This is a genomic window from Enhygromyxa salina, assembly GCF_000737335.2.
In the GTDB taxonomy this organism is placed as follows: Bacteria; Myxococcota_A; Polyangia; order Nannocystales; family Nannocystaceae; genus Plesiocystis; species Plesiocystis salina_C.
Genome location: NZ_JMCC02000031.1, coordinates 137,415 through 154,540, shown reverse-complemented (window position 1 = coordinate 154,540; position 17,126 = coordinate 137,415). Strand labels below are relative to the sequence as shown.

13 protein-coding genes and 1 pseudogene are annotated in these 17,126 nt (G+C 69.2%); 9 read left to right on the top strand and 5 right to left on the bottom strand.

The features are described 5' to 3' along the window. Together DB30_RS13990 and DB30_RS13985 are read left to right on the top strand one after the other, a co-directional pair. Window positions 1-669 (top strand): annotated as a pseudogene (locus DB30_RS13990) (hypothetical protein); the annotation flags it as partial. Window positions 670-750: 81 nt separating this feature from the next. Then, a complete protein-coding gene (locus DB30_RS13985) occupies window positions 751-1,503 on the top strand; it encodes a hypothetical protein (protein ID WP_052548928.1) in 753 nt (250 codons plus the stop codon). Window positions 1,504-1,515: 12 nt separating this feature from the next. Here the strand turns inward: DB30_RS13985 and tatA are convergent, their stop codons facing one another. Beyond that, window positions 1,516-1,770, bottom strand: a complete 255-nt coding sequence (gene tatA / locus DB30_RS13980) for a twin-arginine translocase TatA/TatE family subunit (RefSeq protein WP_052548927.1) — start codon at window positions 1,768-1,770, stop codon at window positions 1,516-1,518. 45 nt (window positions 1,771-1,815) lie between these two features. Here tatA and DB30_RS13975 point away from each other — a divergent pair, with 45 nt between their 5' ends. From DB30_RS13975 to DB30_RS13955, 5 genes are read left to right on the top strand one after another with little or no spacing between them, the layout of a single operon-like run. Further along, entirely contained in the window at window positions 1,816-3,879 is a 2,064-nt protein-coding gene (locus DB30_RS13975; protein WP_146658817.1) for a transglycosylase SLT domain-containing protein, read from the top strand. 23 nt (window positions 3,880-3,902) lie between these two features. Continuing rightward, window positions 3,903-5,207 (top strand): molybdopterin molybdotransferase MoeA, encoded by a 1,305-nt coding sequence (locus DB30_RS13970; RefSeq protein ID WP_052548925.1) that lies wholly within the window; start codon window positions 3,903-3,905, stop codon window positions 5,205-5,207. A 33-nt stretch (window positions 5,208-5,240) separates the two neighbouring features. After that, window positions 5,241-6,284 carry an RluA family pseudouridine synthase gene (locus DB30_RS13965; protein ID WP_052548924.1) on the top strand — a complete coding sequence of 348 codons (1,044 nt, stop codon included), beginning with the start codon at window positions 5,241-5,243 and terminating at the stop codon, window positions 6,282-6,284. 60 nt (window positions 6,285-6,344) lie between these two features. Further along, window positions 6,345-7,103 carry a PP2C family protein-serine/threonine phosphatase gene (locus DB30_RS13960; protein ID WP_052548923.1) on the top strand — a complete coding sequence of 253 codons (759 nt, stop codon included), beginning with the start codon at window positions 6,345-6,347 and terminating at the stop codon, window positions 7,101-7,103. Beyond that, complete coding sequence (locus DB30_RS13955; RefSeq protein WP_052548922.1) at window positions 7,103-8,521, top strand: leucyl aminopeptidase family protein; 1,419 nt, start codon at window positions 7,103-7,105, stop codon at window positions 8,519-8,521. The genes DB30_RS13960 and DB30_RS13955 overlap by 1 nt, the downstream gene beginning before the upstream one ends. A 44-nt stretch (window positions 8,522-8,565) precedes the next feature. Here the strand turns inward: DB30_RS13955 and DB30_RS41415 are convergent, their stop codons facing one another. Then, window positions 8,566-10,041, bottom strand: a complete 1,476-nt coding sequence (locus DB30_RS41415) for a lamin tail domain-containing protein (RefSeq protein WP_052548921.1) — start codon at window positions 10,039-10,041, stop codon at window positions 8,566-8,568. A gap of 269 nt (window positions 10,042-10,310) precedes the next feature. Between DB30_RS41415 and DB30_RS13945 the strand changes: the two genes are divergently transcribed. Further along, a complete protein-coding gene (locus DB30_RS13945; protein WP_052548920.1) occupies window positions 10,311-11,525 on the top strand; it encodes a hypothetical protein in 1,215 nt (404 codons plus the stop codon). A gap of 4 nt (window positions 11,526-11,529) precedes the next feature. Here the strand turns inward: DB30_RS13945 and DB30_RS13940 are convergent, their stop codons facing one another. Both DB30_RS13940 and gcvP read right to left on the bottom strand, forming a co-directional pair. Beyond that, on the bottom strand, window positions 11,530-12,012 hold the full coding sequence (locus tag DB30_RS13940; RefSeq protein ID WP_052548919.1) for a glycine zipper family protein: 483 nt from the start codon (window positions 12,010-12,012) through the stop codon (window positions 11,530-11,532). Window positions 12,013-12,023: 11 nt separating this feature from the next. After that, a complete protein-coding gene (gcvP, locus tag DB30_RS13935; protein ID WP_052548918.1) occupies window positions 12,024-14,981 on the bottom strand; it encodes an aminomethyl-transferring glycine dehydrogenase in 2,958 nt (985 codons plus the stop codon). 172 nt (window positions 14,982-15,153) lie between these two features. Here gcvP and DB30_RS13930 point away from each other — a divergent pair, with 172 nt between their 5' ends. After that, window positions 15,154-15,921 carry a DUF1232 domain-containing protein gene (locus DB30_RS13930; protein WP_165703756.1) on the top strand — a complete coding sequence of 256 codons (768 nt, stop codon included), beginning with the start codon at window positions 15,154-15,156 and terminating at the stop codon, window positions 15,919-15,921. An 18-nt stretch (window positions 15,922-15,939) separates the two neighbouring features. On the opposite strand, the gene murG is transcribed toward DB30_RS13930, so the two are convergent. Next, window positions 15,940-17,094, bottom strand: coding sequence for an undecaprenyldiphospho-muramoylpentapeptide beta-N-acetylglucosaminyltransferase (gene murG / locus DB30_RS13925; protein ID WP_052548916.1), 1,155 nt, complete (start codon window positions 17,092-17,094; stop codon window positions 15,940-15,942). Window positions 17,095-17,126 lie beyond the last annotated feature (32 nt).

Here is a 17,126-nt window from a genome sequence, read left to right as displayed (position 1 = left end):
GACACCCAGCCCGCCAAGCCGCCCGTGCGGCCGCGGCCGCGGCCCACGCTGATCGCTCAGACCGCGCCACCGCCGGTCCGCCAGCCAACGGACTTCACCGCGCCCGTGCAGGTCGAGCCCACGCCCCAGCCGGCACACGCCGAGGCCCACATCGAGACCCACGTGGGGCCAGCGCCGCAACCCGAGTACAGCGCCCAGCTCGAGGCCTCGGAGGACGGCTTCGATGATGGCGTGTCCGTCGACATGGACGCGGTCGAGGACATGGACATGGACATCGACGTCGATGTCCCGGCGGCTCCGCAGGCGGAGCAACGAACGCCACCGCACACCCCGGCGACCCAAGATTCGAGCGCGGCGCGCCCCCAAGCCGATCCGGCGCTGGCCGCCGACCTCGAGCCCTCCGGTCCGGCCCAGGATCCAGCCAAGCCCAAAAAGAGCGTGCTCGGTGGCGTGGTCAAGGTCTTCCTGCTGCTGCTGCTGCTGCTCGTTGGCGGTCTCATGACCTGGTCGCTGATCGTCAACCAAGACCCGGACCCCCGGCGTCTGCTGCAAGAGCAGTTTGGGATCGACCTTGGCGTCCCCGTGCCTGCGCCCGCGCAGCCCGCCGACGGCGCAGCGGCTGACGACAAAGCCGACGCAGACGGCGGCAAAGACGACGACAACGGCTGAGTTTGCGGCTGGCGGTCGGGTTGGGGTCGGGCTGGCGTTGGTCAGCCATCGTCAGCCATAGTCAGTAAGTCAGCCACGATCATGGTGAGCCCGGTCCAGCCGCCCGGGGACGCATACGACGTCGCCCGGCGCCTCGCGGTGCTGCCCGAACCCGAGATGCGGGCGGCGGCGCTGTGCGAGCTGCTGCTCGCGCGGCCGCCCGAGGCAGCCGCGTGGCTGTTGGATGCGCTGGCGACCGCCGGCCGAGCTGGCGGGCCCCCCTATGATCTGAGCTTGCTCGCGGCGATCGATCTCGCGGGCTCCGAGCGGCTCCCCTACCCCGATCGTCGCGCGATCTTCGAGGCCGCCGAGCGCCAGGGCCTCGAGTCGTGCAAGGAGCTGTTGTTCTCGAGCGAGACCGGCGAGCTGGACGAGCTCGCCGCAGCCCCGCGTCCGCTGACGCCCGGAACCCGGCCGCTGACCCTGGGCGAGCGCAAGAGCCTGGCCCGCACGTGGAAGCGAGACGTGCTCGAGCGCCTGCTCGTCGATCCGCACGTGGACGTCGTGGAGCTGCTGCTGCGCAACCCCAGGTTGACCGAAGATGACGTCCTGCGCATCGCCACGGCCCGGCGCGCGAGCGCGGCGGTGCTCCGCATCGTCCTCGACAACCGCCGCTGGAACTGCCGACCACGGGTTCGGCGGGCGCTGATCCGCAACCCCAACTTGCCCGAGGCCGCGTCGCTGCGCTTGGTCGGCCTGCTCAATCGAGTCGAGCTGCGCGAGCTTGGCAGCGATCACAAGCTGCCGCCGCGGGTCAGTCAGGCGATCCGCCGCCGCCTCGCCCCACCGCAGTAGCGGTCGAACAGCTCAGCCGGCCGATTTCTTCTCTTTGGTGGTCGCGGGCGTCACGTCGATCTCACCGGGCTTTGGGCGCGGGAGCGCGGCCTCGTCGGGGTCGTCCGCGTCGTCCTCGTTCATCGACTTCATCTCTTTTTTGAAGCCACGGAGCATCTTGCCAACGCTGGACCCAAGCTGCGGCAGCTTCGAGGGCCCAAACACGAGCAAGACGACCAGCACGATCACGGCGATCTCTGCAGGGCCAAGGCTGAAACCCAGGAGCATGGCGAGAAGGTAGTCCTCTTCCGAGCGCTTTGCTAGCGTGGGCCAATGGACCCGCTCACACCGCTGGACTCACACCCGCCGGTGCTCCCTTCGGTCTCGGCACCTGCTCGTCTGCGCACGGGCGCCGCGGAGCACGCGCTAGCCGCTCTGTTACTGGTGACCGCGAGCTTCGCCGCTGTCTGCGTGGCCCCAGCGAGCGCCGTGGCAGGACCAGGCAACACCGAGAAAATCCAGATCGGGCCCAGCTGGGATCCCGAGCAAGCGGTGTGGGCCAGCGCCGACGCGCGGATGTTGGTGCGGGGCGACCGGCCCACCAACGCTTCGATCCACGTGGCCTACGCCGGCCCCGATCACCGCTGGGACGAGGAGCTGCGCGCCCAGCTGACGGCGTTCGAGGACACCGCGTTTCCCCAGGGTCAGGCGCCACGCCAGACGATCGTCAACAAGCCGCCCGAAGCCTGGATGGAGCAGCTCACGCTGCCGGATCTGCCGGTCCGCTGGAACCAGGCGACGGTCGACTACCTGCGCTACTTCAAGGACGACCCGCAGGGCCAGCGTATGATCGCGGCCTGGCTCAACCGCATGGGTCGCTACGAGACCCGCCTGCGGGCGATCCTGGCTGAGGTCGGGGTCCCCCAAGATCTCGTCTACGTGGCGATGATCGAGAGCGGCTTTGATCCCAGCGCGCGCTCGTCGGTCGGCGCCGCGGGCATGTGGCAGTTCATGGAGGCGACCGCCAAGGTCTATGGACTCAACAGCGAGTACTGGGTCGACGATCGCCTGGACTTCGAGCGCTCGGGCTACGCGGCCGCGACCTACCTGGCCGATCTCAAGACCCGGTTTGGCACCTGGGAGCTGGCGCTGGCGGCCTACAACGCGGGCTACGGCCTGGTGGTCCAGAGCATCCGCTCCAACAACAACAATAATTTTTGGGCGCTGATCGAGATTGAGAACGCCCTGCCCCGCCAGACTTGCAACTACGTGCCCAAGATCATCGCCGCGGCGATCGTGGGGCACAACCGCGAGGCGTTTGGTGTCGCCGGGGCGGGCACGCCCACGCTCGAGTTGATCGACGTCAAGATCCCACCCGGCACCCGGCTCGAAGATCTCGCCAAGGCGCTCGAGGTCGACGAAGACCTGCTGTCAGAGATCAACGCCGCGTACTTGCGCGGCCGGACCCCGCCCGACGGCGGCCCGGTGACGGTGCGGATCCCCCGAGCCAAGCACGCAGACTTCGAGGCGCTCGGCGGCGCGCTCGAGCCCCCGGCGGATCAGCGCTGGGCAACCTACACGGTCCGGCTCGGCGACGACCTCGACAGCGTCGCCGCCCGCTACGGCATCACCAACAGGCAGCTGCGCCAGATCAACGCGATTCATGACAGCGGCGAGGTCGTTGGCGGCGTCACGCTGGTGGTCCCGGCCGACGGCGCGCCCGATCCCAACGCCAAACCGCCGCCCCCCGTCGTCGCGGTGCCGCCAGTGACGGTTCCGAGCGGCAGCAGGCTGGTGTTCTTTCGCGTGACCCGGGCCAGCTCGAGCACCGCGATCGCGGCCAGCTTTGGGCTCGCGTGGCAGCAGATCGTCAGCTGGAACGACCTCGATCCCAACGCGCGCCTCGTCGACGGGCAGATGCTGCAGATCATCGTCTCGAAAGACTTCGACGCGGCGGCCAAGGGCGTGCTCGTCAGCGAGGTCAACGAGGTCCGCCACGTGCTGCGAGGCACGGCCGCGCACCTCGACGCCGTGCTCGCCGACCGCGAGCTCGCCCGGCGCGGGTACAAGGTTGGCAAGGGCGACTCGCTCAAGAAGATCGCCAAGCAGTTCGACATCTCGCTGGGCTCGCTCGCGCGGATCAACGGCGTCGAGCGCAGCCACCCGCTCGACGAGGGCGAGGTCGTGATCGTGTACGTCGCCACGGACAAGACCCGGGGAACCGTCGACGCGCCCGCGCCCCAAAAGACCACGCTCACGGCCGAGCTCGACGTCGCTACCAGCCTCGAGCCCGCGCCGCACAAGCCCAGCAACTCCGGCAAGACCACCAGCAAGTCCCGCGAAGCATCGACCGCCGAGCGCTCGCGCGCGCCCGGAAAGCGCTACGACGACAAGTGACTGATCGAGCTCCAGAACTGACGGTGGATCAGGCTACGGCGCTGCTGCTCGCTGATCTCGAGGGCGACGGCGGCCCGGGGCCGCTCGCGCGCGAGCAAGTCGAGGTCGAGGCCGCGATCGGTCGAGTGCTGGCGGAGCCCTGCCACGCACGCTGGCCGCTGCCGAGCGCGCCGCTGAGCATCATGGATGGCTACGCGGTCCGCAGTCAGGATCTGCTGACAGCCCGCGACCAGCACGGCGCCGAGACCCTCGTGTTGTTGCTTGGCAGCGAGAGCGCCGCGGGTCACCCCGCGCGGGACAACCTCGAGCCGGGCACCTGCGTGCGGATCTCGACGGGCGCGGTGGTCCCCGACAAAGCCGACGCGGTCGTCGCCCAAGAAGACACCCGCCGCCTCGAGGTCACCCTCGAGTCTGACGGAGTCGGGGCGTCCAATCGGGTGGCGATCGAGGTGTCGTCGACGGCGCTGCGCGAGATCTTGCCCGGTCGCCATATCCGCCCCACGGGCAGCGACGTGGCCGACGGCGAGCTGCTGCTCGACGCTGGCGCCGAGATCGCGGGCGGCGACGCCTCGCTGCTAGCCGGGACCGGCAACTTCACCGTCAGCGTGTATCGCCGGCCGCGGGTTGCGATCCTCAGCAGCGGCGACGAGCTGGTGCCGATCGGCCAGACACCGGGGCGCGGGCAGATCGTCGGTACCAACGCGATGCTGCTGGCTGCCCAGATCCGTGAAGCGGGCGGCGAACCGGTCCAGATGGGCAGCGTCGCCGACACCCCCGTGGCCGTGCGAGCCGCGATCGAGCACGCGCGCGACCACGCGGATCTGCTGATCGCTAGCGGCGGGATCTCGGTGGGTGATCACGATCTGATGCTGCCTGTGCTCGAGCTGCTCGGCTTCGCTCAGCGGTTTCGCAGGCTGGCGCTGCGCCCCGGTCGGCCAACGACCTACGGCCAGCTGCCACCAGGCGGCGGGCGCTGGCCTGGAACGGGGATGCTGGTCTTGGCCCTGCCTGGCAACCCCGCGAGCACGCTGGTCGCGTTCGAGTTGTTTGGCCGGCCGCTGATCCGCGCGCTGGGTGGGCTGCCGCGTCACCGCTGGCTGCGGCCGCGCCGGCTGGTCGAGCTGGGCGGCCCGGCCGAAGGGGATCGTCGGCGCGAGCACTTCGTGCGCGCCAAGCTCGACGCCCAGGGTCGCGCGCTTCCTCTGGCCAAGCAGCTCTCGGGGGCGCTGCGCTCGATCGCGGGGTTCGACGCGCTGGTCCGGGTTCCGGCCGGGCGGGTGCGCGTCGAGGCGGGCGAGCAGCTCGAGGCGCTGATCCTGCGTGAGTGATGGCGAGTGACAGGCGAGAGAGACAGGTCGAGCATGAGCGAGCAATCAAACGATCCGCGACAGGTGAGCTGCGTCGTGACCGAAGCCGACGCGGATGAGCGCGCGGACGTGGTGCTTGGCCGGCGGGTGCCCGCGCTCTCGCGTCGCCAGGCCCGGTCGCTCGCCCGAGCTGGCAAGCTGCGCGTCGACGGGCGCCGCCAGCCCCCGGCCACCCGCGTCCGCGTGGGTCAGCGACTCGAGCTCGACCTCGAGCTGGTCGAGGATCTCGAGGCGCCGGCGCTCGACCAGCTCGAGCTGCTCGCGTCGACCGAAGACTTCATCTACGTCCACAAGCCGGCGGGCGTCCACACGGTGGCGCTGACGCCAGCGCAGCCCGGCGTGCTCGCGACCGCCGTCGCGAACGCGTTCCCGGACTGCGCCGAAGCATCCGAAGACCCGCGTGAAGCTGGCGCGGTCCATCGCCTCGATCGACCGACATCGGGCGTCGTCGCGTTCGCGCGCTCGCGTGAAGTGTGGTCGCGTGCCCGCGCCGGCTTCAGCGACGAGCGGGTCGCCAAGCGCTACCTCGCGGTGTGCACTCCGGCGACCGACCCCATGCCGTGGCCGCCGCCGCTGCCCGCGGGCGGACTTCAAGGCTGGCTCGCCTCGGCTGACGGCCCTGGCGACACTGGCGACTTCGACCGCGCGCGGATGGCCGCGATCCTCGATGGCACCGAGCGGCTCGATGCGCTCGCGGGCGTGCGAATCCGATCCGCGATCGGACGCGACGGCCCCAAGCGCAGCGCGGTCCGGCTAGATGGCCGCCGCGCGAGCACGGTGGTGGTCCCGCTCGCTCGCCACGGTCACCACTGGCTCGTCCACCTGCTGCTCGAGACCGGCCGGCGCCATCAAGCTCGGGTTCACCTCGCGTGGGTTGGGCTGCCGATCCTCGGAGACGCGGTTTACGGCCCCAAGACCACCGCCGGCGCGGCGATCCACCTGCACGCGTTGGAGCTCGACCTCAGCGGGATCTTTCCAGGCGAGCGTCTGGTGTTCGCCCCGCCCACTCTGGACTTTTGGCCACCCAAGCAGGCCTAGGCGCGCCCCGTGCAGGCCAAGGGATGCGCATGGGGTCAAATACGGTATACAATCGCCTAGATGCGCGTTCGCTACTTCGGGCATACCGACGTGGGCTTGAAGCGCTCGCACAACGAGGACGCTTTCCTCGCTGATCCCGAGCTTGGCCTGTTCGTCGTCTGCGACGGGGTCGGCGGTCGCGCCCGAGGTGAGATCGCCAGCCGCGAGGCGGTCGACTTCATCTGGGAGTGGTTCAAGCGAGAAGAGCCCACCCTCAACGAGCTTCGCACCGAGCCGCAGACCCCCGAGAGCGTGGGCAAGCTGTGCCAGCTCATGCGGGGGGCGATCCAAAACGCGACCTACATGGTCCACTCGCTTGGCGAGCTCAACCCCGACCAGCGGGGCATGAGCACCACCGCTTCCGCCTTCTACGTTGCTGGCTCGCTCGGCATCGTTGGCCAAGTCGGCGACTCGCGGGTCTACCTGTCGCGCGATGATCGTGTCTCGCAGCTGACAGAGGATCACACCCTCGTGAACTATCAGCTCAAGCACGGGCTGATCACCCCCGAAGAGGCCAAGCGCTCGCGGATCCGCAACGTGATCACCCGCGCCGTCGGTCACAAGGACTACGTCGAGGTCGACACCCTCCCGATCCCCCTGTTCGCCCGTGATCGGGTCTTGCTGTGCTCGGACGGCCTGCATGGGTATCTCAACGACAAGGCGCTCGGCCGCATCATGGCCAAAGACGTACAAGAGGCGGTGCTCGAGTCGATCCGGTTTGCCAACGAGCAAGGCGGCTCCGACAACATCACCTCGTTGCTAGTGGAATTCGTAGACTGATGGACAACTTCTCCGCGCGCGCCAACGCCAAGACCATCCCGATCATCGCGCTGACCCGCTCGGCCTACACCGGCTGGGTCAAGGGCCAGTCCAAGGCCAGCCAAGCGTGGCTCAAGTCAACCAACTACAAGGCCAACGCGGGCAACGTCGCGCTGCTGCCCGGGCGCGACGGCTCGTTGGTGCGCGTGGTGCTGGGGCTGGGCAAGCCAACGCGGGATCCAAGCAAGGCAGAGCTCTGGTCGTTCGCGGCGCTGCCCGGCAAGCTGCCCAAGGGGCGCTACCAGCTCGAGGGTGATCTCGAGCCTCGGGTCGCCCACGAAGCCGCGTTGGGCTGGGCGCTGGGTTGCTATCGCTACGAGCGCTACCTGACCCGCAAGAACACCAGCAAGGACCTTCCCACGCTGGTGTGGCCGGCCCAGGTCGACCGCGCGGCGGTGACCCGCGAGCGCAACGCGACCTACCTGGGCCGCGATCTGGTCACCACGCCGGCCGCGGACCTCGGGCCCAAGGAGCTGGCCGACCAAGCCGAGGTGCTCGCCCAGACCCACGGCGCCACGTTCGAGGCCACCGTTGGCCTGGACCTCGTGACGGCGAACTACCCGGCGATCTACGCGGTCGGCAAGGGCGTCGGTGACCAGAGCCCTCGCGCGCCGCGGCTGATCGACCTGCGCTGGGGTGACGAAGACGCGCCCAAGCTCAGCCTCGTCGGCAAGGGCGTGGTGTTCGACAGCGGCGGGCTCGACCTCAAGAACGCGTCGGGCATGAAGCTCATGAAGAAGGACATGGGCGGCGCGGCCTCGGTGCTCGCGCTCGCGCAGATGGTCATGGACGCGCAGCTGCCCGTGCGCCTGCGCGTGCTCGTGCCCGCGGTCGAGAACGCGATCTCGGCCGAGGCATTTCGCCCGCTCGACGTGCTCGACACCCGCAAGGGCATCACCGTCGAGGTCGGCAACACCGACGCCGAGGGCCGCCTGGTCCTGTGCGACGCGCTGGCAGAGGCCGACGCCGAACAGCCGGATCTGCTGATCGACTTTGCGACCTTGACCGGCGCCGCCCGGGTCGCGCTCGGGACCGAGCTGCCCGCGCTGTTTTGCAACGACGACGAGCTCGCCGCGCAGATCCTCGCGGCCGGGGTCGACACTGTGGATCAGCTGTGGCGCATGCCCTTGTTCGCCAGCTATCGGCGGCACTTGGACAGCCGCGTGGCCGACATCAACAACATCGCCAGCGTGGGCGAAGGCGGGGCGATCACAGCGGCGCTGTTCCTGCAGGAGTTCGTGTCGAGCAAGACCAAGTGGGTCCACATCGACACGATGGCCTACAACCTCCACGTCCGCGCCGGGCGACCGGCGGGCGGCGAGGTCATGGGCGTGCGTGCAATGTTCGAGATGCTGCGTCGCCGCTACACGGGCGAGTGAAGGTTCACCCGACCGGGTACCGACGCGCAGATCGAGCGTCAGCCCTACATGCAGGGGTCGTTGGCAGCCCCTGGGGTGCCGAGCTCGCCGTTGTCGAAGTCGTTGGTCGAGTAGCACCAGTTTTCGAACACGTCGTTCTCGGTCGCGTCGGGCGGGGCGCTGCCGAGCTGCCACGACGCGCCGTTGGCACCTGATTGGTACTTGGCGGTCGAGTCGAGGATCTCGAGGCTGTTGAGGATCACGGCCTGATCGTCACCGCTGTTGTTGAACGCCGGGTTGGCGCCCGTGTAGGCGTCGGCCGGGTTGGTGTAGCCCCAGCTCATGTCGGGGCCCTTGCCGAGCCACGCGTAGCCGCCGTCCGCGAGCACGACCGAGTCCATGACTTCACCCTCGCTCATCGCGTTGAAGTTCTCGTCCTGGATCCGCAAACCGAGCAGGTCCACGTCTTGGCCGCTGTTGTTGTAGACCTCGATCCACTCGCAGGCGGCGTCGCCACACAGCGCGGGGTTGTACATGATCTCGGTGATCACCAGATCACCCGGGAGCAGGTCGTCAACCCCAGCGAAGGGCGGCGGCGGGGCCTCGATGTAGCCCTCGGCGTCGGCCACGAAGCGCGGCGCGAGCTTGAAGTCGCCGCCGCCAAAATTCAGGATGCCCTGAATCGCCGTGAACGAGGCCCCAACTCCGAACGCCGGGAAGTTCATGGGGTCGCCCATGATCGCGTACAGGTAGTCGTCGATGATCGCGGGGTCGCCATCATTGATCTCGAACTCGTCGTTGCCGAGCAGCGCCGTGACCGGGAGGTCCATGCCCTCGACGCGGATGTACACGCTCTCCCATGGCTCACCAATGTCCGCGGCCGCGACCGCATCGGGGACCGGTAGATCCATCAAGAGTCCGACCTCGGTCACGGTCCCCGCGGACGCGTCGATCTCCGTGATGCCGTTGAACTCGGTCGTGGTGCCCTCGATGTCGACGAGGTCGCCGATCTCGAGGCCCGCGATGTCGGGTCCCATGTCGCTGACGTAGACCCAGACGCCGCTGTACTCGCCGCCCGGCTGCTCTTGCGCGAAGAAGCCGTTGGCCCGCACCGCCGTCACCCACACGCCGTCAACGTCGACCGGCGCGTCGGCGGGGATCGTGCCGTCTTGGATCTCGTAGACGGTGTCGTCGAGGTTGGGGTCGCCATCCCCGTCTCCGTCGCCGTCTCCGTCTCCGTCGCCGTCGCCATCCCCGTCCCCGTCGCCATCCCCGTCGCCGTCGCCGTCGCCATCCCCGTCTCCGTCACCGTCGCCATCCCCGTCACCGTCGCCATCTCCGTCGCCATCCCCATCCCCGTCTCCGGGATCCCCATCCCCATCGCCATCTCCATCTCCATCTCCGTCCCCGTCCCCGTCCCCATCACCGGTCGTGTCGGTGTCAGTGCCGTCGGCGGTGACAGTGACATCGTCGCCGCCACAACCGGGGGCGACGATCAATCCCAACGTGACCAGGAGTGTGCTCGCGTATGCGTACTTCATGGCCCAAAACCTAACCGCTGTGGGCCCCCACGAAAATCCTTCGGCGGTTACACTTCGGTCTCAACGCCTGTCATATGCCTGCCACGCCGACGACGATCCTCACGCTTCGACGCAGGCTCACCACGCGGGCCGTGGGCGCAACTACGCGGCGATTCAGGGGGCCCAAGCCTGCACTCTTTGCTAGGGAGCGTACGTGTCTGCTCGCCAGCGTAGCCGCGCTGCTTGGCTGTCGGGTCCAACCCGGCGAGCCAGAGCAGCCAACACCGATCTTGGAATCTGCAGAGATCTCCTCACCCGCCTGCAGCCTCTACGCAGGGAAGGCGCGCGACACGACCCTGCAAGGCTCGCCGCCCGCGAGCCAGGCTCGCTGCTGTGAGACCGACTTTGGGTTTGACGCGCAGCTCGTCGCTCGCAGCTGCGGGTTCAAGACCTACCTTGGCGGGTCCGAAGAGCTGGCCTGTGTGCATCGCTTCGAAGATGACCAAGGCCACGTTCGCGAATTTCGGCTGACGCCGATCCTCGATCTCGCGTTCGAGGCCGCGATCGCGCTGCACGAGCAGGGCGAGTTTGGCGAGTCCCACCAAGCTGGCCCCGCGCCCGACCAGCCCACGCTGTGGATCTCGACCAGCGAGACCCACCACTGGGCGCTGATCCCCGGCTGGTCTGCGACCCGTCGATTGAGCTGGGAGCCCTCGGCCTGCGCCGTCGAACAGATGGGTCCGGTGCTCGCGGCGATGGCCGCTGCGCCGCCCACCCAAGACGCGATCACGCCGCTCCCCCGGCTCGAGCTCGACGCGGCCCGCGATGCACCGATCGAAGCTGGGAGCCTGCTGGCCCGCTACGCCGCGGCCCCGCGCGACGCAGACCCACCCGCCCACTACCCGCTTCCACGCGCCGCGCCAGCGTTGGTCGAGCACACCCTGCGGGCGGCGGCCGCCGGTGATCTAGACGCGTTCACGAGCCGCGTGAGCCCAGCCGCGCGCTTTGGTCTTCCCGATCGCCGTCAGCTCTCGGGCCGCGCGCTCCTCAGCGATGGCGGCGTCACGGCGATGACCGCTGTTCGCCGCAGCGCCAACCGCCTGGCGAGCCAGCTCGAGCTGCGCTGCCCCCAGATCGACCGCCGCATGCTCGCAGCGGTGCGCACGGGCGACGAGCTGATGTGGTGCGTGTGGGCCAGCGACGACGGCCTGGATCTGCTCGTGTTCGCCCTGCGTGGCCGCGCTGACGGTGCCCAAGCCGACGCCATGATCGAGTACGTGGGCGCGTTCCCGCAGCGACCCACCCAGGTCTTGCGCGTGCCCGGCGAGCCGCCGCCGATGCCCGCGCGACCGCGACCCACCCTCGCGTGTGGTGACCCCCACGCGGTCGACTACCCCGGACAATGTCCGCAGTCGGAGCGCGAGGACGACGAGGACGATGACGATGACGATGACGATGACGGCGCGGACGACCAGACGATCGACGCCGCCGAGTACGGCAGGTGATCGGTCAACACCGATCGACCCGCGTCGCCCCCTGCTCGGCGAGGATGCCCTCCACCAGATCGACGTGCCCGCCGTCGGTGACCTCGATCGTCAGCAGCACCGCCCCCGATTCGAGCTCGGCCGCCGCCTCGACCAGCGGCGCCTTCGGCCGTCGGGTGCCCGCCATCATGCCCGCGAGCAGGCCGGACAAGATCCCAGTCACGAGCCCGCCCGCTGCCCCGATGCCCGGGGTGAGCCCCATGATGTCGAAGCCCCCGCCCGCGACCACGCCGAGGATCAACCCGACGATGCCCCCGACGATCATGGCGATCACCGTGTTGCGTCCGATCTCCGTGGCCGACTCGGGCAGATCATCGCCGTCGAGCGGCCCCCGCCCGTGGCTCTGAACCGCGAACGCCGGGTGCTCCGGCGCGTTGCGGGTCAGCTCCGTGATAGCTCCGTTCGCCTCAGCGCCGTGGGCGAACACACCGTAAACGAGGACAGCCATGTGCGTCGCTACTACTGCTCCAACTCGTAGCTGTCGAGTGGTGGGCAGGTGCAGACCAAGTGGCGATCGCCGAACGCGTTGTCGATGCGCCCAACCGCTGGCCAGAACTTGGAGGCCGCCACCCACGGCAGCGGGAACGCGGCCTGCTGCCGGGTGTAGCTGCGATCCCAGGTGTCCGCGCACACGACCGCGGCGGTATGCGGCGCGCGCTTGAGCGGGTTGTCCTCGCGCGACTGCTCGCCCGACTCGATCGCGGCGATCTCTGCACGGATCGAGATCATCGCCTCACAGAAGCGATCGAGCTCGGCCCGCGCCTCGCTCTCGGTTGGCTCGATCATCAAGGTCCCCGCGACCGGGAACGACATCGTGGGCGCGTGGAAGCCGTAGTCCATCAGGCGCTTGGCGACGTCCTCTGGCTCGATCCCGGCCGACTGCTTGAACGGTCGCAGATCCAGGATGAACTCGTGGGCGACCCGGCCGTTTTCGCCGGCGTACAACAGCGGGTAGTGATCCCCCAGCCGCGCCGCCATGTAGTTGGCGTTCAAGATCGCAACCTTGGTCGCGTGGGCCAGGCCCGAGCCGCCCATCAACGCGATGTAGACCCACGAGATCGACAAGATCAGCGGGCTGCCATAGGGCGCGGCCGCGACCGCACCAACGGCCCCCAGCGAACCCGAGCTCGAGTCGGCCCGCGTGAGCGGGTGCCCCGGCAAGAACGGCGCGAGGTGCTTGGCCACGCCGATCGGCCCCATGCCCGGACCGCCGCCGCCGTGCGGGATGCAGAAGGTCTTGTGCAGATTGAGGTGGCAGACGTCGGCCCCATAGTCGCCAGGCCGACACAGCCCAACCTGCGCGTTCATGTTGGCGCCATCGAGGTAGACCTGCCCGCCGTGGTCGTGAACGATCTGACAGATCTCGCGGATCCGGGCCTCGAACACGCCGTGCGTGGACGGATAGGTGACCATCAACGCGGCCAGCTCGTTCGCGTATTTTTGCGCCTTGGCGCGCAGATCTTCAACGTCGACGTTGCCCTTCGCGTCGCACTTGACGACCACGACCTGCATCCCAGCCATGACCGCGCTGGCCGGGTTGGTGCCGTGCGCCGAGGTTGGGATCAGGCACACGCGGCGATGGCTGTCCCCCCGGGATCGGTGGTAGCCGCGGATCGCCAGCAGCCCGGAGTACTCCCCCTGCGAGCCGGCGTTGGGCTGCAGTGAGACCGCCGCGAACCCAGTGATGTCGCACAGCCACTGCGTGAGGCTGGACAGCAGGCCCGCGTAGCCCTGGACAAACTGCGCTGGCGCGAAGGGGTGAATGTTGGCCAGCGTGGGCCACGTGACCGGGACCATCTCCGAGGTCGCGTTGAGCTTCATCGTGCACGAGCCCAGCGCGATCATCGAGCTCGTCAACGACAGATCACGGCCCTCGAGCCGCCGGATGTAGCGGAGCATCTCGTGCTCGGCGTGGTGGGCGTGGAACACCGGGTGCTGCAAGAACGCGGAGCTGCGCGCGTGCTCGGGCGGGAACTCGAGCTGGTCGGCGAACGCGGCGGCCTTGGCCCCCAGCTTCACGCTGCCAGCCGCCCCGCCCGCGAACACGGCCACGAGCCGCTCGACGTCGGCCAAGGTCGTGGTCTCGTCCAGGCTCAAGCTCAGGCGGAACTGATCCACGCGGCGCAGATCCATGCCCTGGGCCATGGCTGCGTCGGCGAGGCTGGGCGCGTCGGCGAAGGCCGCCCCGTTGGCCGGCACGGTCACCAACAAGGTATCGAACGCATGCTCGCGCGGGCACGCGTACCCAAGCGCCTCGAGCTCGGCGCGCAAGATCAGCTGCAGCCCACGCACGCGCCGGGCGATCCGGCGCAGACCCTCCGGGCCGTGCCAGACCGCGTACATGCTGGCCATGATCGCGAGCAGCACCTGCGCCGTGCAGATGTTGGACGTCGCGCGCTCGCGGCGAATGTGTTGCTCGCGGGTCTGCAGCGCCATGCGGTAGGCTTGGTGGCCGTCCGCGTCCTTCGACACGCCAATGATCCGCCCCGGCATCTGCCGCCGAAACTCCTCGCGGGTCGCCATGAACCCGGCGTGCGGGCCACCAAAGCCCATCGGCACACCAAAGCGCTGGGCCGAGCCAATCGCGATGTCCGCCCCAAACTCACCGGGCGCGCGCAGCAGCGTCAGCGCGAGCAGATCCGTGGCGACCACGAGCAGCGCGCCAGCGTCGTGGGTCCGCTTGGCGAGCTCATCCCACGCCTCCACGCCGCCTTCGGTGTCCGGGTACTGCACGAGCACACCGAAGACATCGCCGCCCAGCTCCGCGGTCGCGGCATCGCCCACGCGCACGGTGATCCCAAACGGCTCGGCGCGAGTCTGGACCACCGCCAAGGTCTGCGGGTGAACGCGATCACTGACGAAGAACACCGCGCGCTTTTGCTTGGTGATCGCGTGGGCCATGTTCATGGCCTCGGCCGCGGCCGTGGCCTCGTCGAGCAGCGAAGCGTTGGCCAAGGGCAGCGCGGTCAGATCGCAGACCATGGTCTGAAAGTTGAGCAGCGCCTCGAGCCGGCCCTGGGAGATCTCGGCCTGGTACGGGGTGTAGGCCGTGTACCAGCCCGGGTTCTCGAGCACGTTGCGCTGGACCACGGGCGGCACGATGCAGCTGTAGTAGCCAAGGCCGATGAAGCTGCGGCGCACTTGATTGCGCGAGGCGAGCTCCCCGAGCCACGCGAGCAGCTCGTGCTCGCCAAGCGGCCGGTCTGGGCTTGCGGCCAGTGAGTCGAGCAGATCGCCGCCGAGGACCAGCGGGCCGTCCATGCGGATCGCCGCCGGGATCGTCTGCTCGATCAGCTCGTCGAGGCTCGCGGCCTCGCACACTTCGAGCATCGACTCGACGTCGCGACGGCGCGGACCGACATGGCGGCGAACAAAGACATCAGAGGGGGCGAGGAAGCGGGGGGTACCTTCGGCCATCAATCGTTCCCGGCCCCGACCATAAGTGATGGTTGCCGGCGGGGACTACCCGGAGGTTGGCGCGCGAGCCATCACCTGGCATCCCGACGCGTGTGCAAAGGCACTGGCTCCGCCCAGGATTGTGCCGCTAGGCGTGTGCGATCGTCCGTTCGCGCCGGTATTCATCGAGGTCATGCGCTGGGAGCTCTTCGGTCAGATCACGCGCAAGCTCGCCGCCGTTCGCGACTTCGAGCCAGAGCGCGACGCGGCGCGCTACGCCGAGCAGCTCTTGGCGCTGCACCCACGGCTGTTCACGCGGCTCGACGGCGGACCCGAGAGCGTCGTCGCGCGGATGGCCGCGCGGACGATCGCCGTCGATCATCTCCGCGAGGTCTGCCAGCTCCCGGACGTCGTCGCCGAGCTGCAACGTTCGATGGCCAACTCGACCATGGGCGCGGGCGAGCGCTTGGTTCGCGTCGCGGGGCTCGCGTACTTGGTCTGCGAGAACGATCTGATCCGCGACGATCTCCCGGCTGGGTTCGGCCTCGTCGATGACTGCATCGTGCTGCGCGGCGCCCGGTTGGCGACCGCCCACGTGCTGGGGACCGATCACTTCGTCGAGGATCTGACCATGATCCATTACCTCGCCGTCGCGATCCCCGACCCGCTGCTCCCCGACATCGAGGCCGCGCTCGCGCTCGCGGCCGAGCTCGAGATGCGCACGCGGCCGCTGCCCAACGCGATCGTCGAGCTGGCGATCCGCGAGCTGATTGAGCGCCCGCCTACCGACTACCCGCCGCCGCTGCTGCTGCCCGACCACGAGGCCGGCGTGGAGACCCAGTCGCCGCTGCTGCTCAGCGCGGGCGAGATCGACGTCGCCGACGCGGGGCTGCTCGTGATCGAGTTTGAAGATGGCACCCGGCTTCAACGCAACCGCGACGCGACCCTCGAGTACGCGTGACGCCGCCCCGGGGGCGCTCTAGACCATCTCGCCGAGCGCACGGCAGATGTCCGCGGCCGCCCGGGGCTTGGCCGCGCCAAGCATCTTGTCGCGCATGTCCGCGAGCTGCTTGGGCGCGCCAAGCAGCTCCGTCAGCTCCGCGACCAAGCGCGGTCCATCGAGCTCGCGCTCCGCCACCATTCGGGCCGCGCCAACTTCGACGAGCGACATCGCGTTGTGGGTCTGGTGATCGTCGGTGGCGTGGGGAAACGGCACCAGCACGGCCGGGCAACCGACGGCGGCCAGCTCCGACAGCGAGGTCGCCCCGGCCCGACACAGCACCAGATCGCACCACGCGTAGGGCTTGCTCATGTCCTTGATGAACGCGACGACCCGGGCCCGCGGCTCGCTCAGGCCCGCGCTCGCGTAGCCCGCTCGGACCCGCTCGAGCTCGCTGGTGCCGGTCTGGTGCCAGATCTCGAGGCCGGGCAGCGCCTTGGCCAGCGCGGCCGCCGACTCGATCATCGCGGTGTTGAGCGCCTGCGCGCCCTGGCTGCCGCCGAACACGAACAAGCGCGGGGGCTGCTCGCCCGCGGCGGGCTGGGCCTGGGCGCGCGCGTGCTCGAGCTGCTGGACCAAGGCCGCACGGATCGGGTTGCCGGCCCGCACCAGCTTGCGCGCTGGGAAGTGGCCGGCGTGATCGGGGAAGCTGGTGAACACCCGACGCACGAGCTTGCCAAGGATCCGATTGGTGATCCCGGGGACCGAGTTCTGCTCGAGGATCGCGGTGGGCCGCCGCATCATCCAGGCGGTCGCGACGATCGGTCCGCTGGCGTAGCCCCCCACCCCCACGACCACGTCCGGGTTGAACGCGCGGATCAGCCTGCGGCTGCTCAACCACGCCTTGGGCAGCCGCAGCAAGCCCGAGATCAACCCCTTGAGCCCGCGCCCCTTGATGCCGCTGACCTCGATCAGGTCCAGACCGTAGCCAAGCTCGGGGACGACCCTGGCCTCGATCCCGCGCTCGGTGCCGACGAAGCGGACCTCGCCGCCGCCTGCCATGACCTGCTCGGCGAGCGCGATCCCGGGGAACAAGTGCCCGCCCGTGCCACCGCCGGCGATCATCACGCGCAGCGGACGGGCGCATGCAGGAGTCGAATGGGTCAGCTCGTGGCTCATCGCGAGCGTGGACATGGGCATCCTATACCGGACGGGTCGATCGTGAC